This window comes from Calidifontibacter indicus (assembly GCF_003386865.1).
In the GTDB taxonomy this organism is placed as follows: Bacteria; Actinomycetota; Actinomycetes; order Actinomycetales; family Dermatophilaceae; genus Yimella; species Yimella indica.
The window spans coordinates 454,562-476,682 of sequence record NZ_QTUA01000001.1; the positions used below are offsets into that span (position 1 = coordinate 454,562).

Consider the following 22,121-nt stretch of genomic DNA (forward strand, 5'->3'; position numbering starts at 1 on the left):
CCCGACGAAGAACTGCCGGCGGGGAGTTCCTGACTCGCAGCGTTGGCTGCTCACAGTGGCGCGACCGTCCCCGACTTCCACGGGGTTCCTCGATCCGTCCGGCAATGGACGTTTCGGAGGCTACCCGACGGCGGGTCGGGTGCGGCGACTGGAGTAGAGGTGCGACTCGACGAACTCCTGCGCGGCGAGCGCCCGCCCGACGATGATGACGGCGGCCTGCCGCAGCCCGTGGGCTTCCACCTGGTCGGCGATGTCGGCGAGCGTGCCGCGCAGCACCAGTTCGTGTGGGCCGCTCACCTGCGAGCCGACGACCACCGGGCAGTCGGCGCCGTAGTGCGGCACGAGTTCGTCGGCCAGCCGGCGCACGTGTCGGATCGCGAGGTGCAGCACCAGGGTGGCACCGGTCGCGGCGAAGTTCGCGAGCGCCTCACCCTCGGGCATCTTCGTCGAATCCCGTTGGGCCCGAGTCAGCACCACCGACTGCGCCACCTCGGGCACGGTGAGTTCGCGGCCGACCAGCGCGGCGGTTGCGGCGTACGCCGAGACGCCCGGCGTGATCTGCCAAGGCACCCCGGCCGCATCGAGCCGACGGGTCTGCTCGGCGACGGCCGAGTAGATCGTGGGGTCGCCCGAACACAGCCGCGCGACGTCATTGCCCGCGGCATGCGCCCGCACCATCACCGCGATGATGTCGTCGAGGTCGAGGTGCTGGGTGTCGACCAGCTCGGCATCCGGCGGGCAGTGCGAGAGCACCTCGTCGTCGAGATAGGTGCCGGCGAACAGGCACACCGCGCACTGCGCGAGCAGGTTCGCGGCACGCAGCGTGATGAGGTCGGCGGCGCCGGGGCCGGCGCCGATGAAGTGGACGGTCATGGGGTCTCCTTGGGCTTGGCGGCGCTCCATTGCACGACCGGCCGGACCGGCGTCCACGACAGGTGGCGGCCGAGCGGGCGAGCGTGTTCGACGCTGATGCGGGTGAGTTCGCCGCCGTGTCTGCCGGCGGCGGCGACGAGGATCTGCTCGGTGTCGAGGGTGACCGCGTGGGCCACGAAGCGGCCCCCTCCGCGCAGCCGCCGCCAGGCTCGTTCGAGAAGTTCGGCGGTGAGACCGCCGCCGACGAAGATCGCATCGGGCGTCTCGAGCTCGTCGAGTGCGTCGGCCGACCGGGCCTCCACCACCTCCAGCAGGTCGTCGACGCCGAGGCGAACACTGTTGCGGCGCAGCCGTTCTGCGCGCTCGGGGTGCTGCTCGACGCTGACGCACCGGGCGTCGCGGCCGGCGAGGCACCATTCGATGCCGACGCTGCCCGAACCGGCACCGAGATCCCACAACAGCGCGCCGGGCGTCGGACGCAGGTGGCCGATGGCCGAGGCCCGCAGGTCGCGTTTGGTGATCTGGCCGTCGTGTTCGAAGCAGTCCTCGGCGCGCCCCGGCGCCGGCCCGTCGAGGGCGGCGTCGGTCGGCAGCGCCACCGTGCACAGCACCAGATCGGGGGTGCGTTCGCCGTCCCAACGGCCGGCGGTCGCCGTCCGGCACCCCTCGTCGGTGCCACCGAGATGCCACCACGCGGTCATCGCCGCATCGGGACAACCGGCGTCGACGAGCAGGTCGGCGAGCGCCGCCGGAGTGGTGCCGTCGGAACAGAGCACGATCAAGCGGGCGCCCGGCGCGAGGCGCCGCCGCACCCGGTGCAGCGACCGCCCGACGACAGTCACCACCTCGCACGACTCGGCCGACCAGCCGGCCCGCGCCCGGGCCAACGCCACCGACGAGACGGCCGGATGCAACCGCACCGCATCGGCGCCGAGCAGCTCGATCAGGGTGCTGCCGATGCCCGAGAGCGTGGGATCTCCGCTGGCCAGCGCGACCACTCGATCAGACGGCAATTCGTCGAGGAGACGAGGCAATTCGGCTCGCAGCCGCGACGGCCACACCCGTCTGACCTGGCCTTCGACGGCGGGCAGGGAAGCCAGCTGGCGGCGTCCGCCGAGCACGACGGCGGCGTCGCTCACGAGACGCTGCAACCGCTGCGGAAGGTCGGCGAAACCCGCATCGGTGACCCCCACGACGTCGATCATGGGGCCTCACCCTAGGTCAGGGTCGCTGTGCCATGATGACCCGGACACCAACGAGGAATCCGGTGCAAATCCGGAGCGGTCCCGCCACTGTGAGCCGTCGGCCAACACCGACAGCAAGCCAGGACGTCCGAGGTGTCGGCCCGGCCGAACCCGGCGTGGGTCCACCGCTATGACGAGCGTGGTAACTCGTCAGGAGGTTCGATCTCGTTGTCGCAGTTTCCTTTTGCGGCCATCGTCGGTGCCGACGACATGGCGCTCGCTCTCGTGCTCACCACCGTCTCGCCCGAGGTCGGTGGTGTGCTGGTGCGCGGCGAGAAGGGCACCGCGAAGTCGACCATGGTGCGCGCCCTCGCCGAGGTGCTGCCTGATGTCGAGGTGGTCGAGCGCTGCCGCTTCGGCTGCGACCCGCGCCGCGACGAGCGCTGCCCCGACGGCCCGCATGACGACGCGCCCACCCGGATGCGCCCGGCGCGACTGGTCGAACTCCCGGTCGGCGCGACCGAGGACCGCGTGGTCGGCTCGCTCGATCTGGGCAAGGCGCTCGCGGCCGGTGAGACCAGCTTCGAGCCCGGTCTGCTGGCGCAGGCGCATCGCGGCCTGCTGTATGTCGACGAGGTCAACCTGCTGCACGACCACCTGGTCGACCTCCTCCTCGACGCCGCCGCGATGGGCCGCAACACCGTTGAGCGCGATGGGGTTTCGGTTTCTCACGCCGCCCGCGTGACCCTCGTCGGCACGATGAACCCGGAGGAGGGTGAGCTCCGTCCGCAGCTGCTCGACCGCTTCGGTCTCACCGTCGAGGTGCGCGCCTCCCGCGACCCGCAGCACCGCGCGGAGGTGGTGCGCCGGCGGCTCGCATTCGACGCCGACCCGACCGGCTTCGCCGGCCGCTTCCGCGGTGAGCAGCAGGTGCTGCGCAAGCGACTGCACGACGCGTCGGCCCGGGTCGCCACGGTGCGCTTGGGCGACCGCGCGCTGGCCACGATCGCCCGGGTGTGCGCCGGGTTCGACGTCGACGGTATGCGCGCCGACATCGTCACCGCCCGCGCAGCCCGCGCCCACGCCGCCTGGTGCGGGCGCGACGAGGTGACCAAGGACGACATCCGCGTGGCCGCCCGGCTGGCGCTGCCGCACCGGCGTCGGCGCAACCCCTTCGACGCACCGGGCCTCGACGAGGAACTGCTCGACCGGTTGCTCGACGAAGACCCCGACCCCGACCCGGACGGCCCGGAGCCCGACGGCCCGCAACCGGACGGGTCCGGCGACGTATCCACCGACGAATCTCCCGAGAGCGGAGACACCGGCGACGGTGGCTCGTCCGGGCAGCCCGCCGACGACCGGTCGGCACCGCCCTCCGCGTCCGGCCCTGCCGGCGACAGCTCCGACGGGCCTAGCGACCACGCAACGGACGACCGAGCCGGCGACAAGAGCGACAACGCCGCACCCACCGAACGCCCCAGCGCCGTCGGCGTCGCCGCTCCGAACTCGGCGTTCCGAGCCCGCACGTTCACCGTGCGCGGTATCGGCACCGGGTCGGCCGGACGCCGCAGCGCCGCCATCACGTCGGCGGGTCGCACCATCGGGTCGACCCGCCGCGCCGACGGTGTGCAGCGCCTCCACCTCCCGGCGACGATCACCGCCGCGGCTCCGCGGCAACACGAACGCGGACGCCGCGACGGTCGGCTGCGGTTCGCCACCGACGACGTGCGCCTGCGCATCACCCAGGGCAAGGAGTCGAACCTCGTGCTCTTCGCCGTCGACGCCTCCGGGTCGATGGGTGCGCGACAGCGGATGAGCGAGGTGAAGACCGCGGTGATGAGCCTGTTGGTCGATGCTTATCAGCGTCGCGATCGGGTGGGCGTGATCAGCTTCGCGGGCGCCGGCGCCGAGCTGGTGCTGCCGCCCACCGGGTCGGTCGAGGCGGCGGCGCGCTGCCTCAGCGACCTGCCCCACGGCGGTCGCACCCCGCTCGCGGAAGGGTTGCTGCGCACCCTCGCCACGGTGCAGGTCGAGCGGCTGCGCGACCCGCACCGGCGCCCCCTGGTGGTCGTGCTCACCGACGGCCGCGCGACCGCAGGGCCCGACGCCCTCGTCCGCGCGCGTGAGATCGCGACGGGCTGGCCGACCCTCGGCCTGCAGACCGTGGTCGTCGACTGCGAATCGGGACGCTTCCGGATGGGGCTCGCGGTCGACCTCGCGGCCCGGATGGGCGCCGAACACGTGCCGCTGGAACAGGTCGCCGCAACCGAGATCGTCGATGTGGTGCGCCGGTCGACCAGCGCCGGGAAGGCCGCCTGATGGTGCAAGGACAGACGCCCGTCGAGGGCAACGACGGCCTCACCACCCGGCAGCGGCGCAACCGTCCGCTGGTGATCGTGCACAGCGGGGCCGGCAAGGGAAAGTCGACGGCGGCCTTCGGGCTCGCGCTGCGCGGCTGGAACCAGGGTTGGTCGATCGGGGTGTTCCAGTTCGTGAAGTCGGCCAAGTGGCGCATCGGCGAGCAGGCCGCGCTCGAAGCGCTCGACCGGGTGCACCGCGAGACCGGCGAGGGCGGGCCGATCGAGTGGCACAAGATGGGCTCGGGTTGGTCGTGGTCGCGCAAGGCCGGCAGCGAGGACGACCACGCCGCCGCGGCCCGCGAGGGCTGGGCCGAGATCAAGCGGCGACTGCAGCAGCAGACCCACGGCCTGTACGTGCTCGACGAGTTCACGTACGTGCTCAAGTGGGGGTGGGTCGACGTCGACGACGTGGTGCGAACTCTCAACGAGCGCAACGGTTTTCAGCACGTCGTCATCACCGGACGCGACCCCCACCCGAAACTTCTCGAGATCGCCGACCTGGCCACCGAGATGACCAAGATCGCGCACCCGTTCGACCAGGGTCAGAAGGGCCAGAAGGGCATCGAATGGTGACCCAGCCGCGGCTGGTGGTGGCCGCCGCGGCGTCAGGCCAGGGCAAGACGACCGTGTCGGTCGGCCTCATGGGCGCATTGCGGGCGCACGGCCACGCCGTCGCCCCCGCCAAGTGCGGCCCCGACTACATCGACCCCGGCTACCACGAACTCGCCACCGGTCGGCCGAGCCGCAACCTCGACCCGTGGCTCACCTCGCCCGAGCTCGTCGCGCCGCTGTTCCTGCGCGGGTGCCTGCACCCGACACCCGCCGACGTCGCGGTGATCGAGGGCGTCATGGGGCTGTTCGACGGACGGCTCGGAGCCGACGGGTTCGCCTCCACCGCCCACGTCGCGGCGCTCACCGACTCGCCCGTGCTGCTCGTCGTCGACATCTCCTCGGCCGCGCGCACGGTCGGCGCGCTGGTGCGCGGCCTCGCGACCCACGACCCGGCGGTGCGGGTGGCGGGCGTGGTGCTCAACAAGGCCGGCAGCGACCGACACGCCGCCGAGGTGCGCCGCGCCGTCGAGCAGCAGGGATATCCGGTGCTCGGGGTGCTCCCCCGCGATGCCGGTATCAGTGCACCGTCGCGCCACCTCGGGCTGGTGCCGGCGTCGGAGCGGCACGACGCACAGGCCTCGCTCGACCGCCTCGCCGAGCAGACCGCACAGCACATCGACATCGACGCGGTCTTCGAGATCGCTTGCACCGCAACGCAGTTGGACGCCGAACCGTGGGCTCCACCGGTCGTCGACCGGCCCGCCCGACGAGTGGCCGTCGCGGGTGGACGGGCGTTCACCTTCCACTACGCCGAGACCGCCGAGATGTTGGCGGCCGCCGGCTGCGAACCGGTGCGCTTCGACCCCGCCGCCGACCGCGAGCTGCCGTCCGGCACCGCCGGGCTCTACCTCGGCGGCGGGTTTCCCGAGGCGCACCTCGGCGCGCTCGCCACCAACACCCGGTTGCTGGCCCAAGTGCGCGACGCAGTGTCGTCGGGTCTGCCGACGGTGGCCGAATGCGCCGGTCTGCTCTACCTGTGCGAGTCGCTCGACGGCCGGCCGATGGCCGGGGTGCTGCCCGCGCGCGCCGCCATGCAGCCGCGCCTCACCCTCGGCTACCGCGACGCCACACTCACCGTCGACAGCCTGCTCGGACCGGCCGGCACCACCGTGCGCGGTCACGAGTTCCACCGCACCCGCACCGACCCCGGTCACGGCACCGCGGCGGCCTGGCACTTCCCCAGCGGTCCCGAAGGTTTCGCCCTCGACCCCGCCCGCACCGGTCGCGCCACCGTGCACGCCTCCTACCTGCACACGCACTGGGCTGGAGCGCCGCAGCTCGCGGCGGCGTTCGCGGATGCGGTGCACGAGTTCACGCCGGTCGCCGATGCTCGGCCGGTGCTCGACACCTGGTCCGTCGACCCGCGTCCGGTGGCCGATGCGCGCGAGCAGCCGGCCGTCAGCGACGCACACCACGGCGACGACGACATCCGCGACCGTCCCGACCTCGTCGACCTCGCGGTCAACGTGCGCCTGCCCGCGCCGCCCGCCTGGTTGGCCCGCGAACTCGCCGACGGCATCGCCGGGCTCGGCGCCTACCCCGACGCGACGGCGGCCCGCGACGCGATCGCCCGCCGACACGGGGTCGATCCGTCGATGGTGCTGCCGACCGCCGGCGGCGCCGAGGCGTTCACCCTCATCGCCCGCGCGATCGAGGGCCGCACTCCACTGATCGTCGAACCGCAGTTCACCGAGCCCGCCCAGGCGCTCGCGGCCACCGGGCGCACCGCCGACCGGCTCGTGCTGCGCGCCGACCACGGGTTCGTGCTCGACCCGGCCGCCCTCGACCCCGCAGCAGACCTGGTGTTCGTGGGCAACCCGACCAACCCCACCGGCGTGCTCCACCCACGCGCCACCCTGCACGCGCTGCGCCGCCCCGGACGCGTGCTGGTGATCGACGAGGCGTTCGCCGACGCCGTGCTCGGCGAGACCGAGTCATGCATCGGCCCCGAGATGGATTCGGTGCTCGTGGTGCGCTCGCTCACCAAGACCTGGGGCGTGGCCGGACTGCGGGCCGGCTACGTGATCGGCGACCCGCGACTCGTCGAGCTGCTGCGCCGCCAGCAGCCGCACTGGTCGGTGTCGTCGCCAGCGCTCACCGTGATGCTCGCGACGACGTCCGACCGTGCGCTGCGCGAGTCGGCGCAGGCCACCCGTGACCTCGCCTCCGCCCGTGAGCACCTCGTCGGCGCGCTGGAGCGCCGCGGGCTGCGTCCGGTGCCCGGGGTGGCACCCTTCGTGCTCGTCGAAGTGGGCGACGGAGTGCGGGAAGCGTTGCGTCACAGCGGTTTCGCAGTGCGGCGTTGCGATACCTTCGCCGGCTTGTCGGATCGGTGGATTCGCATCGCGGTGCGCGACCCGCACACCATCGACACCTTCCTGAGAGCGCTCGACGAGGCCCTTGCCATCACCCGTAGCGCCGCTGCAGCCCAACCCGAAGAGGTGCCCGCATGACCTTCTGGAAACCGGGTGACCGTGCCCTGTTGCGCCGTCCGGGCACCGATGCCGACCACGCCGTGCACCGTCTGCTCGAGGCCGGCTTCCGGGTCGACGTCGAGACGCAGACACCCGGCCCCCGGCTGCTCGACCTGCAGTCGCGTGGACTCGTCGGGATCGTGACGCACCCGGACCTCGACGACTACGCGGTGGTGCTGCGCGACGACGTCCGCCGCGCCGACGCGCCCACCGGCAGCACCGGGCCCGGACGGGTGACCCTCGTCGGTGGCGGCCCCGGACCCACCGAGCTGCTCACCGTCGCCGGACTCGCCGCCGTGCGGGAAGCCGACGTCGTCGTGTGCGACCGGCTCGCTCCGCTCGGTGCGCTGACCGGCATCAGCGCCGAAATCGTGCACGTCGGCAAGATCCCGCGCGGCGAGTTCACCCCGCAGGAACGGATCAACCGGCTGCTCGTCGAGCACGCCCAACGCGGACGAAACGTGGTGCGGCTCAAGGGCGGTGACAACTTCGTGTTCGGGCGTGGCGGTGAGGAGTGGAACGCCTGCCGTGCGGCCGGCATCGAGGTGCGTGTCGTGCCCGGGGTGAGCAGCGCCCTCGCGGCGCCGGCCCTCGCCGGTGTGCCGGTGACCCACCGCGACATCACCCAGGGTTTCGCCGTGGTCAGTGGGCACGTGCCGCCCGACGACCCGCGTAGCACCGTCGACTGGGACGGCATCGCCCGCAGCGGCCTGACCCTGGTGGTGCTCATGGGCGTGGCGACCCTGCCCGCGATCTGCCGTCGCCTGATCGCTGCGGGGCTCGACCCGCACACCCCTGCCGCGTCGATCAGCGACGGCGGCCTGCCGAGTCAGCAGTCGGTGCGCGGCACGCTCGCCTCGATCGCGGCCGACGCCGAAGCCGCCGGCATCCGCGCTCCCGCCGTCACCGTCATCGGGGCGACAGTGGATGCGCTCGACGCTGCATGCGTCGACCGGCTCGCAGCGACCCGATGAGCGCGACTCCTTCGCCGGCTCTGGCCGGCCTGCGGCTGGCCGTCGGCACCCTGACCGTGGTGCCGACCGGCGACATCGGCCCGGTCGACCGCCGCACCGCAGGGTGGGCGATGACCCTCGCTCCGGTCGCCGCGCTGCCGGTTGCCCTCGGCGCCGCCGCGGCGGCGTGGGCCGGCACCTGGCTCGACCTGCCGCCACTGGCGGTGGGCCTGTGCGCCGTGGCGACGACCTCGTTCGCCACCCGTGCGATGCACCTCGACGGACTCGCCGACACGGTCGACGGCCTCGGCGGCGGATGGACCCGCGAACGAGCGCTGGAGATCATGCACTCCGGCGACATCGGACCCATGGGCGTCGTCGCGCTCGTGCTCACGCTGGGTCTACAGGCGGCCCTCATCGGCAGTCTCGCGTTGCTGCCGTGGGGCGCTCTGCTCGTCGCCGTTGCAGTCACGGCCGGGCGGGCCTCGACCGTGCTCACCTGCCTACGCGGCATCCCGTCAGCCCGCCCGACCGGCATGGGTGCGACGGTCGCCGGCACGGTGGCGTGGCCGGTCGCCGCGGCGGTGCAGTCGGTCTCCGTGGCGCTGCTCACCGGCGTGGCCACGATGGCCGGTCTGCCCTGGTGGCCGGGAGCGCTGGCGGGGGTGTTCGCGGCGCTCGGCGTGCTGTGGCTGCTGCGGGTGTGTTGCCGCCGGTTCGGCGGAGTGAGCGGCGATGTCATGGGCGCCTCCATCGAGCTGGCCACCACCATCGCGCTGCTCGTGCTGGCAGCGGGCGCACTGCGATGAAGACCCTCGTCACCGGCGGGGTGCGCTCGGGCAAGAGCGCCGCGGCCGAGGCGGCCATGTCGGCTGCGGCGCCCGACGGCGCCGTCGTCTACGTGGCCACCGGACCCACCACCGACGACCCCGACTGGGCCGATCGCATCGCCGAGCACCGCGCGCGGCGCCCCACGGACTGGACCGTGCTCGAGACCACCGACCTGGCCGCCGTGCTTGCCGACCGCACCGAGGCGTTGCTCGTCGACTGCCTCGGCACCTGGCTCACCGCCCGCCTCGACGCGCTCGCGGTGTGGGACGCGCCGTCCGCCGAGTGGGCGGGGGCGCTCGACACCGAGTTCGACGCGGTGGTCGATGCGCTCGCCGCCCGCCGCGAACCAGCGGTGCTCGTGACCAACGAGGTGGGGCTGGGGTTGGTGGCGCCGCATCGGTCGGGGCGCATCTTCGCCGACAGCCTGGGCCGGCTCAATCAACGAGTGGCAGCCGTGTGCGACCGCGTGGTGTTGGTGGTCGCCGGTCAGTCGCTGGTGATCAAGTGAGCACGCGCCCCTATACGCGACGTGCCGCTGGTCTGCTCGCCGGCTACCTCGCCGACCGCGTGCTCGGCGATCCGCGGCGGTTGCATCCGGTGGCCGGATTCGGCTGCACCGCAGCCGCGTTGGAGAAGCTCACCTACCGACCGACGCGGGTGGCCGGAGCGGCGCACGTGTGCTTGCTGGTCGGTGCCGTGGCGTTCGCCGGACGATTGCTGCCGCGGCACACAGTGGTGGTCGCGGCGGCCACGTGGACGGTGCTCGGCGGACGGTCGTTGGAGCGTGAGGCGCTCGCGGTGCACGACCTCCTGGCCCGCGGCGACCTCGACGGTGCGCGGGTGCGGGTGCGCAACCTGGTCGGTCGCGACACCAGCGGCCTCGACGCGGGCCAGGTGGCGCGCGCCGCGGTGGAGTCGGTGGCCGAAAACGGTTCGGACGCCGTCGTCGCGCCGCTGTTCTGGGGTGCGTTGGCCGGCACGCCGGGGTTGCTTGCCCATCGCGCGATCAACACGCTCGACGCGATCATCGGCCATCACACGCCCCGATACGAGCAGTTCGGTTGGGCCGCAGCCAAACTCGACGACCTGGCCAACTGGCCGGCGGCACGGGTGAGCGTGCTGTGCACCATGCTGGTGCAGCCCCACCGCGTCCCCGCGATCGTCACGACCGTGCGGCGCGACGCGCCCGCCCACCCCAGCCCGAACGCCGGCCCGGTGGAGTCGGCGTACGCTGCCGCCCTCGGGGTGCGACTTGGCGGCACGAACAGTTATCACGGCGCGGTCGAGCACCGCGGGGTGCTCGGCGACGGACGGGCCGTCGCGCCCGATGATCTGCTGCGCGTCGTCCGGCTGCACCGCCGAGTGTGCGGCGCAGCCCTTGCGATGAGCGTCGCCGCGTCGCTCGGCGTCTCAGCGCTGCGAAGCTGATGGCGACGCCCGGACCGTCTCTGCGGCGGTCGCTGGGACAACGCCTCACTGTTTTCGATCTCGCTGGAGCTGCGATCGCTCATCTGCCGTACCCCTGGACGAGGGTGTTGATCGATTCCGGGTGCAATGGCCGACCAGTCGGCTTAGAGTCGTCAGACAGGGGTGTCTTGGACAGCATGCTTTAGGCGATAGCAGATTGCCTCCATCTGCTTCGGGTTGCAAGTTATTTGCGATACGTCTACAGTTTCCGATCCCAACTCTGAAGTAATCTCAAGAACGAGCGTTCGAGCCCTCAAGCCAACCCCGGCCGACGGGCCAGCAGGGACATGTTCAATTCCGCGGACGCAGGCGCATGGGATTCTGCGCGATCCGATAAAACCCCAAATTATTAACATCCCTCGGTGATCCACCGAGACTCCTACCCGCAGTGCCCTTAGTGAATATGCCGTGCCCAGAATTCCAAACGCCGCCGCACCAGGACTTAGGTGCCAAAAAAGACTCACTAGTGCACTAAGAGAAATTGGGGCAATAACTAATGTTTCATACCTAACTATTCCGACCCATAGAATGTTTACGGGATCGCGCATTTCAAATCCCACCATCTGCCCTCCCCTGAACCGGCCCTAGCCCTCAAGCCGCCATCGGCGCCGTGTTCGACCCGGCCCGCCCGCACCGTAACGCGAGTCGTTGACCGCGTAGCCGTCGACGCTGCGGATCTGAATATCGGTCTGGTGTCAACGTCGCGACTTGCACAGGTATGCGCAGCATGGGCTGCTCAGTCTGAGTCGCTTCCTTCGAGGTAGAGCAGCGCCTCACCGAGGTCATGCTCACCACCATCGAAGGCTTCGGTCGTCATGATCAGTTCCCCGAGCACGGCAGGTGTCGCGCGGACATGCTCGTACATCTCCCGTCCGAGGCTGACCACGGAAGCTCGCACGTTCTCCCACACGTCGGCGCTGAGGTAGCCCATGACCGACTCGGCGTGTGCGGCGTGGTCGGCCGAGTCGAGATCTTCGATGAGCAGCCTCATGCGGGCGGTGAACTTGTCGGCCTCCTTCCACGGCAGCAGAAATGCGCCGGTCCGTTCATCGACCGTCGCGCTGACCAACTCCCAGAACCGCTCGACCGGCATCGGGCTGGGGCGCCGAACTCGAAGCGGCGGCAAGGTTCCCGGCCCTGGGTCGGTCCCGCCGTCCGCGAGCCATTCCAGCTCCCGCTTGGTCCGGCGCAGCGACGTCGGCGGGTCGTCGCCGACGGCCCGCGAGAACACTTCCAGGACAGCCTCGACGATCGCCACCAGGCGGAGCCCGATCTGCGGGCCTACCGGAAGCTCGCAGAAGTGATCGGCATCCAGGTTCAGGTCGCCGTACCACGAGTCGTGGTCAAAACTCAGGCTGCTCGGCCCGGGCTTACCCGAAAGGAACACGCCCAGTTGGAACCGACGGTTACGACGACCGCTCCAGACCGCCCAGCCCTCGTCCTCACCTGCGTGCTGATTGATGGTCGCGGCCCGGGCCTGGATGAGGCGGCTGATCTCCTTCGGCGGGCCGCCGTCCTTTCCCTGGTACGGGTCGCTGTGATGGACGCGGAAGCTCACGCCCATCACGGTAGCGACAACGACAAGCCCGGGCTACCCAACGGGACTCTTAATACCATCATTCATTCCCAACTTCAGAGGACTAACCGCGAAATTTCATCGGGTCACTGGACGGGGTGATAAACGTTCGAGGCTAGACACGCAGGAATTGAAGGGCCATTTGTAGCCAGATCCAATCTACTGCCGCTTTATCCTCTCTGCCAAGACGCGTAATTTCTGCTCTGCAATTCCGGCACCTATGAGTGACCACAAAATGGGTGCAAGACACAGAAACACTGCAATTGCCGAGACGCCTAGATCTTGGTATGACCGTGCACGAATAATGCCGCCAACACAGATTAAACTGAGGATTCCCATGAATCCAGCCGTGAACCACCATCGAGATCGAATTCCGCCTGGTACTTCCTCATGGAATACCCGAATCCGCTCACAAGTGGCGGCCAGTGCTAACAGGATACCCTTCATCTCACGATAACAATCCCCATGTCCGGCCAAGGTATTGGCCGGAGCCTCGTACGATCCTTCTTGCAACATACCCACTCCGCGCAGCCGTACGAGGGAGGCTGAAACGAGCGCTTCGTGCAGCAGGAACCCGGGCGAAGTCGATGTCGACCGCAGAACGCCATGCAAAGTTAACGCCATCCAAAGTTAAAGACACTTCGTCTACTCCTAAAATTGGTCAAGGCTGCACGGTTGGCAACGGCGTAGCCAGCTGAAACGATTGCGGCTGCGGTGCAAATTCCGGCACGTCTCGACTATGACTGCGTCCACCTATCCAGTTCCTCCCGATCGCCATCACTCCGCGGCACCGTGAACGATCCGGGCTAGTCGACAGCGCATACTTCTGCGCTGCGGCCCAGCGAGCGTACCCAAGACCTTCTCGACAGCAGCGCAAGTAATATCGGGAGCGGGCTACTGTGCGGCGGTCTCCACTCCGTCGGACACCTGCACATTCACGTGGTTCAGGGCGCGGACCTTCTTGCCGACCTCCCCCTTGGACGCGGCAGTGGTGATCCGTACGTTCACGCGCAGATTGCGAAGATCGACACCGACGCCCATGATCTGTCGGCCCGCTGGGTCAATCTTCTCGACGTCCTGCTGGGTGCGTCGAAGTTCACGATCCCCAACCTCGGAGATGCGCGGCAGGAAGCCCTCGTCCCTGATCGTGGACATCGCGGCGCGTTCCTGAGCGGAGACGATCACGAAGAAGGAGGTCGTGCCGGTCTGATACATACCGTTGACGGCCGGGTGCTTCCTCTGCAGTTCGGCGTACTTCTGCCCCGCAGTCGACTGGGTGAGAACCGGGATCGTTCCACCGGTCTGCGTCGGCTCAGGACCCGTCGGCCCGGAGCAGCCTGTCATCACAAGAACAAACCCTGCCAGCGCGGTACAAAGTCGGATACCCAGTCGTTTCATTGCTATCCAACCTTCAAAGAGCTGCATCCGCTTTGCATCCACGCGCCGATTGATTGGACGGCAGCTATGTCAGGCTTCCCGTAGGACACTCGCACCGCAGGGTCCTGCTTGATCGAGTCGAGAAGGCTCGCGCCGACCACTGTTAATCGTTTGAACACTTGTCCCCCTGAAGTACCGTGAAGGGTGTGTGCTGATTAAAGTACTCGCCTGTCGGATGAGGTGGAAGACCGTAAGCTCAGATTGTGAAGCCGCACGCATCCTGCGTCTTACCTTCGGCGCGTCCGTGGGTGTCGATCTTCGTCCGACGGCGCGGCTGGGGTTGACCCCGTCTGGTGGACATCGGTTACGCGGCTTGAGTAGCCGATACTTCTCCTTCTCCTCTTCCGAGAGACGACCACAAAGAAAGGAAGTCCATCCGACCGCCTTCGAACAAGAGACCGATCCCGAAGGGAAGAGCAGCAGTGGCGGATTCGGTTCGGAACAGGATGCGGGCCGCCGTCAAGTTCCTCGCTCGCGTGGACCTCCACGTCGGAACTCCCTAGAACGACCGGGTGCCACCATTGTTGCCATAAGAGCACATGACTCAACAAGGACCACGTTGAATGCACCGCGGGTACTCGATGACGGTCAGTCCGTGGCTGAGCGTCCGGCGACGATGCGCGCGAGCACGGCCTCGACGCTCGGCTCCTCGACCAGCCCCGACGGCACGTCCGGGCGGCGGACGACGACCACCCGCACGCCGAGTTCGCGGGCCGCGGTGAGTTTGGCGGCGGTGTAGGCACCGCCGGAGTCCTTGCTGAGCAGCACGCCGATGTTGTTGCGCTGCAAGAGTTCTCGCTCTGAGTCGAGCGTGTAGGGGCCACGGTCGAGCACCACCGTCCATGCCGGCGGCGCGTCGTCGAGCGGCTCGACCACCCGCACCAGCACCGGCATTTCACGCCAGGCGGCGTAGTGCGGCAAGGTCTGCCGACCGGTGCTGAGGAACGGCACGCCGCCCCTATGCCGCAGGTGGTTTTCTGCTGCCTGCAAGGCCCGCTGGTGGTCGTCGACCCACGTCCATGAGTCGGCTTCAGGGTGGTGCGCCCACCCGGGCCGCGCCAACCGCACCGCCGGCACGCCCGCGAGACGCGACGCCTGCGCCGCATTGGCCGTCATCGCCGTGGCGTAGGGATGGGTGGCGTCGACGAGCAACTCGATCTGCTCGCTCTGCAGGTAACGGGCGAGCCCCTCGGCCCCGCCGAACCCGCCCGAACGCACTGGTCCCGCCGGCAGGCGCGGGTGCTGGACGCGTCCGGCGAGCGAGGAGATCAGCGGCACACCGGCGGCCACCAGGCCGTCGGCGAGCGCCCTCGCCTCGGCCGTCCCGCCGAGAATCAGCACTGTCACGGTGACAGTTCTACCGGTCGGTGCGCAGCGCCGTGCGAGCGCACCGGCCCGGCTACTGCCGGGCGCTCAGCGATGCGTCCTGGATCCGCTCGAACGGATGCGCCTGCTCCACCTGCAGTGCGAGCTCGAGAAGCAACCGCTCGGCGCCGTGAGTGGCCGAGAGCATCGCGCCCACCGGCAGCCCTTGGTCGTCGAGGCCGGCCGGCACCGAGATGGCCGGGCTGCCGGTCGCGTTGGCCAGCGGGGTGAATCCGACGAGGTCGAGCAGTCGGTCGAAGTGCACGGACGGGTCGACCTCCGGGCCGAGATAACCGAGCTGCGGCGTGGTGCCCGACAGCACCGGCGTCAGCACCACGTCGGGGCCGCGGCGGAACGCCACTCGGCTGCCGATGCTCGACGCCGCGAGCCGCGGCAGATAGACCGGTGCCTTCGCCAGCGACGCCTTGCCGCGCCGGGCGAGTTCGTGGGTCAGCGGCTCGAGCCTGCTCGCGTCGAAGCCCTTGCCGAACATCCGCTCGCCCTGGGTCGACCCCATGTAGGCAAGGAAACCCCAGTAGTCGGAGAAGTCGTCGACGAAGAAGCGCGGCACCGGCGCTTCGTAGGGCATCACGTCGTGGCCCAGCGCCTCCAGCCGGGCGGCGAACTGCTCGATCACCCGGCGCACCTGAGGGTCGGTGGGTTTGCCCACCGGCGAATCGACCATCAGCCCGATCCGCAGCGTGCGCTCGACCGGGCGGTCGACCAACCCCATCGCGGGCAGGGTGCGGTTGCGATTCACCTTCTCGGCCTCGGCGTAGAAGGTCGCGACATCACGCGCCGAGCGGGCGAGCACGGAGTCGGCCACGATGCGCACCGGCATCCTGGCCGAGTCGCCGGCCCGCAACCGTCCGCGGGTGGGCTTGAGGCCGACCAGCCCGCAGATCGATGCCGGGATGCGAATCGATCCGCCGCCGTCGTTGCCGTGGGCGATCGGCACGACCCCGGCGGCAACCAAAGCGGCCGATCCACCGGACGATCCGCCGGCCGAGTAGGCGGTGTTCCACGGATTGCGCGTGGTGAAGGTGCGCGACTCGGTGGAGCAGGTCCAGCCGAACTCCGGCATGTTCGTGGTGGCGATCGGGATGAGGCCGGTGGCGAGGAACTGGGAGGCCACCGGTCCGTTCTTCGCCTTCGGCGTGGTCGGGAAGGCCTGCGATCCCTCGGTCATCGGCAGGCCGCCGACCGGGATGTTGTCCTTGAACGCCGACGGCACGCCCGCGAGCCCACCGCGGCGGACGGCGCCGGCTCGGCGACGCGCGCGATCGAAGTCGTCGCGGCGGATCGCCTCGAGTTGCGGGTCGACACCTACGAGTCGGGCGATCGCGGCGTCGACTGCCTCGGCGGCGCTGAACTCGCCGGCCGCGATGCCCTGGGCCACCCCGACGGCGTCTTGATCGGCCAGGACGTCATCGGTGAACGCGTGGATCGGGCTGCTCGTCATGCCTACCTACTATGCAGTAACAAGTCGCCTCGGGTGTCTCTCGGCGGGCGCCTGATCAGGCCGTCCCGAGCCGCGGCGCGCGGGTCCCGGCACTCACGACCGGCTCGACTTGACCGACCCTGGATACATCCCTAACTTTCAGTTAGTTAGTCCATAGCTTTTTGTTATCCAGGTCACGTCCGAAGAGGTGCAGCCGTGCCGACCGCGCAGAACATCCCCCCGCTCCCGCCGTACCCCGGCCATGATCGCGGCAAATGGCTCGGCCTCATCGCGGGCGCGGCGGTGGTGTCACTGGCCGCCGGTTTCGGCATCGGCCGGGCGACTGCGGGCGACGACGCCGGCGGCGCGAAGCTGACCATCGTGAAGGTCGGCACCACCGAGGCCGGCAGTGACGTCTGGCCGGTGCTCGAGCGTCTGGGCAAGGAGCAGGGCCTCGACATCCAGCCCGTGAGCTTCAGCGACTACACGCAGGCCAACCCGGCGCTCGCCCAGGGGCAGACCGACCTCAACCTGTTCCAGCACCTGCAGTTCCTCGCCGGCTACAACGTCGAGGCGAAGCAGACCCTCACCCCCATCGGTTCGACCGTCGTGGTGCCACTTCCCCTGTACTCCAAGAAGCACAAGTCACTGAGCCAGATCCCGGACGGCGGCAAGATCACCGTGCCGAACGACGCCACCAACCAGGCCCGCGCGCTGCTGGTGCTGCAGGCCGCCGGACTCATCAAGCTCAAGGACGGCGGCAACGCCCTCTCAACGCCCGCCGACATCGACAAGGCCGCCTCGAAGGTCACCGTCGTGCCGGTCGACGCCGCGCAGACCGTGGCCTCGCTCCCGTCGGTCGACGGCGCGATCGTCAACAACAACTTCGCCCTCGACGCCAACCTCGACCCGAAGTCGGCTCTCTTCCAGGACGACCCGAAGTCGAAGACCGCCGAGCCCTACATCAACGTCTTCGTCGCCCGCGCCGCCGACAAGAACAACGCGACCTACCAGAAGGTCGTGAAGCTCTGGCATTCGCCCGAGGTGGTCGCAGCCGAGCAGAAGGAGACCAAGAACACCGCGGTAATCGTCGACCGTCCGGCGGCGCAGCTCGAGCAGATCCTCGCGCGCCTGCAGAAGGACATCGCGGCGAAATGAGCGACCCGATCATCCGCTTCGACAAGGTCGGCAAGACCTTCCGCCGCGGCAAGACCGAAATTCACGCACTCGACGACATCAGCCTCGACATCGAGCCCGGCGAGATCTTCGCGTTCATCGGGTTCTCGGGCGCCGGCAAGTCGACCCTCGTCCGCCTGATCAACGGACTCGAGGCACCGACCGAGGGCACGGTCACCGTGCACGGGCACGTGCTGAACGACCTGCCCGCCAAGAAGATCCGTGAACTGCGCGGCGACATCGGCATGGTGTTCCAGCAATTCAACCTGCTGCAGTCGCGCACCGTCTACGGCAACGTCGCCTACCCGCTGGAGCTCGCCGGCTGGAGCAAGCGCGACATCTACGACCGCATCACCGAGTTGCTGCATTTCGTCGGACTCACCGAGCGTGCCTGGGCCTACCCGGAGGAGCTGTCGGGCGGCCAGAAGCAGCGGGTCGGCATCGCCCGAGCGCTCGCGACGCGTCCGTCGATCCTCCTTGCCGACGAGGCCACCAGCGCCCTCGACCCCGACACCACGCGCGACGTGCTCGCGCTGCTGCGCAAGGCCAACGACGAACTCGGCACCACCGTCGTGGTCATCACCCACGAGATGGACGTCGTGCGCTCGCTGGCCGATCGCGTGGCGGTGCTCGACGCCGGACGCCTGGTCGAGCACGGCACCGTCCGCGACATCTTCACCGCACCCGAGGCCGACGCGACGCGCCGCATCGTCGGCGCGACCCTCGACATCGAGCCCGACCCGGAGCAGGCCGAGCAGCTCGAAGCCGCACACACCGGCCGCATCGTCACCGTCACGGCCAACCCGGGCGAGAACCTCGGGGTCGTGCTCGGCAACGTCGGCCGGACGGGGGTCGGCCTGGAGTTCGTGCACGGCGGAGTCACCCGGATCAAGGACGACGACCTCACGACCTTCACCCTCAACCTCACCGGGCCAACCGATGCCGTCGACGGCGTCGTGGCCGAACTCGCACAGATCGCCACCGTGAAGGAGGTCGCCTGATGGGACGCGACACCGACTGGGGAGTGCTCTCCCCGATCCTGCAGGAATCGATCTGGCAGACCCTGCTCATGGCGTCGGTCACGCTGGTGGTGGGCGGCGCACTCGGGCTCGTGCTCGGCGTGCTGCTGCACACCACACGTCCCGGTGGCATCACCGCCAACCGTCCGGTGCACACGATCCTCAACGTGCTGGTCAACATCGTGCGGCCGATCCCGTTCATCATCTTCATCACCGCGGTCGGTCCGCTGACGCTGAAGGTGATGGGCACGACGGTCGGCACCCGCGCCGTGCTCTTCCCGTTGGCGCTCGCCGCCACCTTCGGTATCAGCCGCATCGTCGAACAGAACCTCGTGTCGGTCGACCCCGGCGTCATCGAGGCCGCGCAGGCCATGGGCGCATCTCCCTGGCGCATCATCCGGACGGTGCTGGTGCCGGAGGCGCTCGGCCCGCTGGTGCTCGGTTACACCTTCGCCCTCGTCGCGGTGGTCGACATGACCGCCATCGCCGGTGCGATCGGTGGCGGTGGGCTCGGCCAGTTCGCGATCACGTACGGCTACCAGCGGTTCAACTGGACCGTCACCGGCGTCGCCGTGGTGATCATCATCGTGATCGTGCAGCTCGCGCAGTTCACCGGCAACGCGCTGTCGCGCAGGATCATGCGCCGCTGACCGCCCGCACCTCCCGCGGACGCTGCAGCAACTGACAGACGCTGCTGATGCAACAGCAGCGTCTGTCAGTTGCTGCAGCGTCCGCGGTGGGTGGTCGCTGGTTGTCGCCGCCGAAGGGGGCGTGTCAGGCGGTCGCCGCCGCCCGGTCGAGCCGGGCCGACACCAATCGCAGCCGGCGCAAACCGGTGGCGTACGCGGGCACGTGCGCCAGACCGTCACGCTCGGCGGCGTCGAGCAGCCACGCGCGCACCGACACCGGCACCCCGCGAAGGAACGCCTCCTGCTCGTGCGCCGACGACGACACGATGCGCTTGGCGAGTCGGGCGTTCGGCACGAATCGGGGCGAGTCGGCGATCGCGAGCAGGTCGGCCACGCTCGAAGCGGCCACCTCGTTGAGGTCGGACTCCAAGGTGGGGCGCCCGGCCGCCGCATGGGCATCGATCACGTAGAGATGGTCGATCCAGGAGGCGCCCGCCTCGTTCAGGCATCCGTCCATCGCGAGTTCGTGGGTGCCGGTGACGCGGATGTCGTCGAGCGCGACGACTCGGGCTCCGGCCACGTCGATGCGCGGGTCGACGTGCATCGATTTCGCGCCCACGGCCTGCGCGCGAGCTTCGAGATCCATCGCCGCATAGTCGCCGGGGCTGACCCCGAGGCGATGCACCCGCAACGGCTGCAACTGCACGGACGGCGCAAGCGAGCGCATCCGGGCGACGAACGGTGCCACCAACGAACGTGCCGCCGGCGGCACCGCGCCGTAACCGGACGACGTGACGAAGATGCGCTCGCCCGGTCGGGGGTCGACGATCTCGTTGAACCGATCAGCCAACGCCCGGCCGAAGGTCATCGAGACCTGACCGTCGCCGTACTTGAACCGGCTGTAATTGGCCGCGGGCACAAGTCCGTCGGTTGGCAGGCCGCAGGCGTCGGCGGCGAGGGTGTGGAGAGCGATGCGGTCAAACATGGGCGCCCCGTTCCTGCGGGGTTTCGACTCGGGCTGTTTCCTCGCCCCGCTCGACCAGCGAGGACAGCGTCGCCATTCCCTCGGGGTAGCCCGCCATGAACTGCTCGCCGGTGGCGACCGCGCCGTCGTACATCTCCTGCACGAGCTCCGGCGGCACCTGCGCCACGAACTGCGGCAACTCCGGCGACGCGAGCGCGCGCTTCAGAAAGCGGATGGTGAGGCGGAAACGTCCGGCTCGCGCGGCGGGCACGAGCTGCAGGATCGAGATGATCGCCGCGTGGTTGAGCGCCGACTCGACGTGCGGCGAGGCGGCGAGGTCGGGTTCGCAGACAGCGAGGTAGCCGGTGACAAGCGTCTTCGGACGAGCGGCCTCCAGGGCGGCGAGCACGGTGCGTTCGGCCAGACCCGTGACCCGGACGTCGTCGATCACGACGCAGTTGGTGCCGTCGATCGGCTCGGCGAGTTCGAACCCGATCCGGGCGAGTTCGGCCTCGCGTTCGGCCTGGGTGGAGGCCGCGTAGTCGGTGTGGGTCACGGAGTCCTTGAACACCTGCACGATGCGTCCGGCTGACAGCCCGCGCGCGGCGCGGTCGGCGTTCAACCGCTGCAGCACGACGTCGGCGAGGAACCAGCACGACGGCCGCACGGCGAGGTAGGCCACTGGCAGCGTGGGCTCGGCCTCGTCGGTGACCAGGTAGGGGCACTGCTCGATGAGTGCCTCGGCGAGTTGGTTGCCGAGTGCGTCGACGGCGTCGGCGTCGCCGTGCTTCATCCGCGAGTAGGTGTGGGTGTCGAAGAGTTCGCCGTCGACGGTGCGAACGGCGTCGACCGGGCCCTGCAGCCGTGCGGTCGTCACGCAGGTCGAGCTCATGATCGTCCCCCTCCCAAGGGCGTGCGTCGCCGCACGTGATCGGTTCACCCCCGACGCGCGTGTTCCAATGCGTCGACAGTGCTCTTACCGTCCGGCCGGACCAGCGCCGTAGTCATTCCTGCGGCACGGGCCCCTTGCTCGTCGGCAACCGCGTTGTCACCGACGTGTACAACGCAGGATGACGCGATCGGTTCCCCCGCGGTTCCCTCGACGAGTGTGATCGCGGTCTCGAAGATCCGCCGGTCGGGTTTGGCCCAGCCGACCTCGTTGGAGAAGACCATGCCGACTTTCCCGTGAAACCCGGCCAGCGCGAGCAGGTCGCGCATCAGCACACCCGGCAGCATCCCGGTGTTGCTGGTCAAAACCACCGGACGGGTCTCGGCCAGTTCCGCGACCAGGTCGGGCAGCCGTTCGTCGAGCGGCAACGGGTGATGCGCGCGGGCCAACTCGGCCTGCGCGTGCATCAGCCGGTCGACGTCAGCGGGCGTGAGCGCGATGGCTGAACCGAGCGCCGCCAGGGTGAGCTCGACCCGCTCGGCGAACCCGACGTCCGTGCCGCGCCCCATGCTGATCTCGTCGGCCTCCCGGTCGCACTCGCGCATGACCCGGTTGAACTCGTCGGCCGCGACCTCGGGCGCGAGCACTGCACGCAGCATCTCGTTGCGGGCCGGTTTGAAGGCGGGGTCGCTGCGCAGCAAGGTGCCCCAAATATCGAGGCTGATGGCTTTGACGGTCATGCTGAACCTCCTGCAGCACGGGGCCCCCGCGAAGTATCGGAGCGAGGCACGAGCGGAGAACTTCGTGGGGTGTTGTCGAGGCTGATGGCCTTGACGTTCATGCTCACCGATCTACGAAGCAACTCAAGAAG

General features: G+C 69.5%; 19 protein-coding genes and 2 riboswitches. Of the genes, 10 read left to right on the plus strand and 9 right to left on the minus strand.

The features are described 5' to 3' along the window. Positions 1-3: 3 nt before the first annotated feature. Positions 4-144, minus strand: a riboswitch (cobalamin riboswitch). Continuing rightward, on the minus strand, positions 121-873 hold the full coding sequence (cobM, locus tag DFJ65_RS02155; RefSeq protein WP_170143961.1) for a precorrin-4 C(11)-methyltransferase: 753 nt from the start codon (positions 871-873) through the stop codon (positions 121-123). Its footprint overlaps the riboswitch before it by 24 nt. After that, on the minus strand, positions 870-2,078 hold the full coding sequence (gene cbiE / locus DFJ65_RS02160) for a precorrin-6y C5,15-methyltransferase (decarboxylating) subunit CbiE (protein WP_115921604.1): 1,209 nt from the start codon (positions 2,076-2,078) through the stop codon (positions 870-872). Before cbiE ends, cobM begins: the two co-directional genes overlap by 4 nt. Next, positions 2,075-2,286, plus strand: a riboswitch (cobalamin riboswitch). Its footprint overlaps the gene before it by 4 nt. On the opposite strand from cbiE, the gene DFJ65_RS02165 reads away from it, so the two are divergent. The 7 genes from DFJ65_RS02165 to cbiB all read left to right on the plus strand — a co-directional run bounded on the left by DFJ65_RS02165 (position 2,286) and on the right by cbiB (position 10,715). Continuing rightward, positions 2,286-4,376, plus strand: a complete 2,091-nt coding sequence (locus DFJ65_RS02165; protein ID WP_245949923.1) for a VWA domain-containing protein — start codon at positions 2,286-2,288, stop codon at positions 4,374-4,376. It overlaps the preceding riboswitch by 1 nt. Continuing rightward, positions 4,376-4,990: a cob(I)yrinic acid a,c-diamide adenosyltransferase gene (cobO, locus tag DFJ65_RS02170; protein ID WP_115921606.1), complete on the plus strand. Its 615-nt coding sequence runs from the start codon at positions 4,376-4,378 to the stop codon at positions 4,988-4,990. The genes DFJ65_RS02165 and cobO overlap by 1 nt, the downstream gene beginning before the upstream one ends. Then, complete coding sequence (gene cobBC / locus DFJ65_RS02175) at positions 4,984-7,482, plus strand: bifunctional hydrogenobyrinic acid a,c-diamide synthase/histidinol phosphate aminotransferase CobBC (protein WP_211308344.1); 2,499 nt, start codon at positions 4,984-4,986, stop codon at positions 7,480-7,482. The genes cobO and cobBC overlap by 7 nt, the downstream gene beginning before the upstream one ends. Further along, the gene (gene cobA, locus DFJ65_RS02180; protein ID WP_115921607.1) at positions 7,479-8,477 is read left to right on the plus strand and encodes a uroporphyrinogen-III C-methyltransferase; all 999 of its coding nucleotides are present in this window, start codon (positions 7,479-7,481) and stop codon (positions 8,475-8,477) included. Before cobBC ends, cobA begins: the two co-directional genes overlap by 4 nt. Beyond that, the gene (locus DFJ65_RS02185) at positions 8,474-9,265 is read left to right on the plus strand and encodes an adenosylcobinamide-GDP ribazoletransferase (protein ID WP_115921608.1); all 792 of its coding nucleotides are present in this window, start codon (positions 8,474-8,476) and stop codon (positions 9,263-9,265) included. The genes cobA and DFJ65_RS02185 overlap by 4 nt, the downstream gene beginning before the upstream one ends. Continuing rightward, entirely contained in the window at positions 9,262-9,795 is a 534-nt protein-coding gene (locus tag DFJ65_RS17930) for a bifunctional adenosylcobinamide kinase/adenosylcobinamide-phosphate guanylyltransferase (RefSeq protein ID WP_115921609.1), read from the plus strand. The genes DFJ65_RS02185 and DFJ65_RS17930 overlap by 4 nt, the downstream gene beginning before the upstream one ends. Beyond that, entirely contained in the window at positions 9,792-10,715 is a 924-nt protein-coding gene (gene cbiB, locus DFJ65_RS17935) for an adenosylcobinamide-phosphate synthase CbiB (protein WP_245949924.1), read from the plus strand. Before DFJ65_RS17930 ends, cbiB begins: the two co-directional genes overlap by 4 nt. 775 nt (positions 10,716-11,490) lie before the next feature. On the opposite strand, the gene DFJ65_RS02200 is transcribed toward cbiB, so the two are convergent. From DFJ65_RS02200 to DFJ65_RS02215, 4 genes are all read right to left on the minus strand, one after another. Beyond that, entirely contained in the window at positions 11,491-12,312 is an 822-nt protein-coding gene (locus DFJ65_RS02200; protein ID WP_170143962.1) for a DUF4240 domain-containing protein, read from the minus strand. Positions 12,313-13,224: 912 nt separating this feature from the next. Continuing rightward, on the minus strand, positions 13,225-13,770 hold the full coding sequence (locus DFJ65_RS02205) for a hypothetical protein (RefSeq protein ID WP_147301279.1): 546 nt from the start codon (positions 13,768-13,770) through the stop codon (positions 13,225-13,227). Positions 13,771-14,355: 585 nt separating this feature from the next. Next, a complete protein-coding gene (locus DFJ65_RS02210) occupies positions 14,356-15,114 on the minus strand; it encodes a cobalt-precorrin-6A reductase (protein WP_115921612.1) in 759 nt (252 codons plus the stop codon). A gap of 52 nt (positions 15,115-15,166) precedes the next feature. Next, positions 15,167-16,594, minus strand: a complete 1,428-nt coding sequence (locus DFJ65_RS02215) for an amidase (RefSeq protein WP_115921613.1) — start codon at positions 16,592-16,594, stop codon at positions 15,167-15,169. A gap of 195 nt (positions 16,595-16,789) precedes the next feature. Between DFJ65_RS02215 and DFJ65_RS02220 the strand changes: the two genes are divergently transcribed. The 3 genes from DFJ65_RS02220 to DFJ65_RS02230 are packed head-to-tail and all read left to right on the plus strand — an operon-like array spanning position 16,790 to position 19,418. After that, positions 16,790-17,731: a MetQ/NlpA family ABC transporter substrate-binding protein gene (locus DFJ65_RS02220; protein ID WP_115921614.1), complete on the plus strand. Its 942-nt coding sequence runs from the start codon at positions 16,790-16,792 to the stop codon at positions 17,729-17,731. Continuing rightward, positions 17,728-18,750, plus strand: coding sequence for a methionine ABC transporter ATP-binding protein (locus tag DFJ65_RS02225; protein WP_115921615.1), 1,023 nt, complete (start codon positions 17,728-17,730; stop codon positions 18,748-18,750). The genes DFJ65_RS02220 and DFJ65_RS02225 overlap by 4 nt, the downstream gene beginning before the upstream one ends. Further along, positions 18,750-19,418 (plus strand): methionine ABC transporter permease, encoded by a 669-nt coding sequence (locus DFJ65_RS02230; RefSeq protein WP_115921616.1) that lies wholly within the window; start codon positions 18,750-18,752, stop codon positions 19,416-19,418. Before DFJ65_RS02225 ends, DFJ65_RS02230 begins: the two co-directional genes overlap by 1 nt. Positions 19,419-19,542: 124 nt before the next feature. Here DFJ65_RS02230 and DFJ65_RS02235 read toward each other — a convergent pair whose 3' ends face one another. The 3 genes from DFJ65_RS02235 to DFJ65_RS02245 are packed head-to-tail and all read right to left on the minus strand — an operon-like array spanning position 19,543 to position 21,990. After that, complete coding sequence (locus DFJ65_RS02235; RefSeq protein ID WP_115921617.1) at positions 19,543-20,382, minus strand: phosphoribosyltransferase family protein; 840 nt, start codon at positions 20,380-20,382, stop codon at positions 19,543-19,545. After that, on the minus strand, positions 20,375-21,253 hold the full coding sequence (locus tag DFJ65_RS02240; RefSeq protein ID WP_115921618.1) for a phosphoribosyltransferase family protein: 879 nt from the start codon (positions 21,251-21,253) through the stop codon (positions 20,375-20,377). Before DFJ65_RS02240 ends, DFJ65_RS02235 begins: the two co-directional genes overlap by 8 nt. A 44-nt stretch (positions 21,254-21,297) precedes the next feature. Then, on the minus strand, positions 21,298-21,990 hold the full coding sequence (locus DFJ65_RS02245) for an HAD family hydrolase (RefSeq protein WP_115921619.1): 693 nt from the start codon (positions 21,988-21,990) through the stop codon (positions 21,298-21,300). Between the last annotated feature and the right edge of the window lie 131 nt (positions 21,991-22,121).

Excerpts from the sequence above, each read along its gene's own strand:
- DFJ65_RS02240 (WP_115921618.1), bottom strand. The coding sequence starts at position 21,253 with ATGAGCTCGACCTGCGTGACGACCGCACGGCTGCAGGGCCCGGTCGAC.
- DFJ65_RS02185 (WP_115921608.1), top strand. The coding sequence starts at position 8,474 with ATGAGCGCGACTCCTTCGCCGGCTCTGGCCGGCCTGCGGCTGGCCGTC.
- DFJ65_RS02225 (WP_115921615.1), top strand. The coding sequence starts at position 17,728 with ATGAGCGACCCGATCATCCGCTTCGACAAGGTCGGCAAGACCTTCCGC.
- DFJ65_RS02235 (WP_115921617.1), bottom strand. The coding sequence starts at position 20,382 with ATGTTTGACCGCATCGCTCTCCACACCCTCGCCGCCGACGCCTGCGGC.
- cobA (WP_115921607.1), top strand. The coding sequence starts at position 7,479 with ATGACCTTCTGGAAACCGGGTGACCGTGCCCTGTTGCGCCGTCCGGGC.
- DFJ65_RS02245 (WP_115921619.1), bottom strand. The coding sequence starts at position 21,990 with ATGACCGTCAAAGCCATCAGCCTCGATATTTGGGGCACCTTGCTGCGC.
- cobO (WP_115921606.1), top strand. The coding sequence starts at position 4,376 with ATGGTGCAAGGACAGACGCCCGTCGAGGGCAACGACGGCCTCACCACC.
- cobM (WP_170143961.1), bottom strand. The coding sequence starts at position 873 with ATGACCGTCCACTTCATCGGCGCCGGCCCCGGCGCCGCCGACCTCATC.
- DFJ65_RS17930 (WP_115921609.1), top strand. The coding sequence starts at position 9,262 with ATGAAGACCCTCGTCACCGGCGGGGTGCGCTCGGGCAAGAGCGCCGCG.
- DFJ65_RS02230 (WP_115921616.1), top strand. The coding sequence starts at position 18,750 with ATGGGACGCGACACCGACTGGGGAGTGCTCTCCCCGATCCTGCAGGAA.
- cobBC (WP_211308344.1), top strand. The coding sequence starts at position 4,984 with ATGGTGACCCAGCCGCGGCTGGTGGTGGCCGCCGCGGCGTCAGGCCAG.
- cbiE (WP_115921604.1), bottom strand. The coding sequence starts at position 2,078 with ATGATCGACGTCGTGGGGGTCACCGATGCGGGTTTCGCCGACCTTCCG.
- DFJ65_RS02215 (WP_115921613.1), bottom strand. The coding sequence starts at position 16,594 with ATGACGAGCAGCCCGATCCACGCGTTCACCGATGACGTCCTGGCCGAT.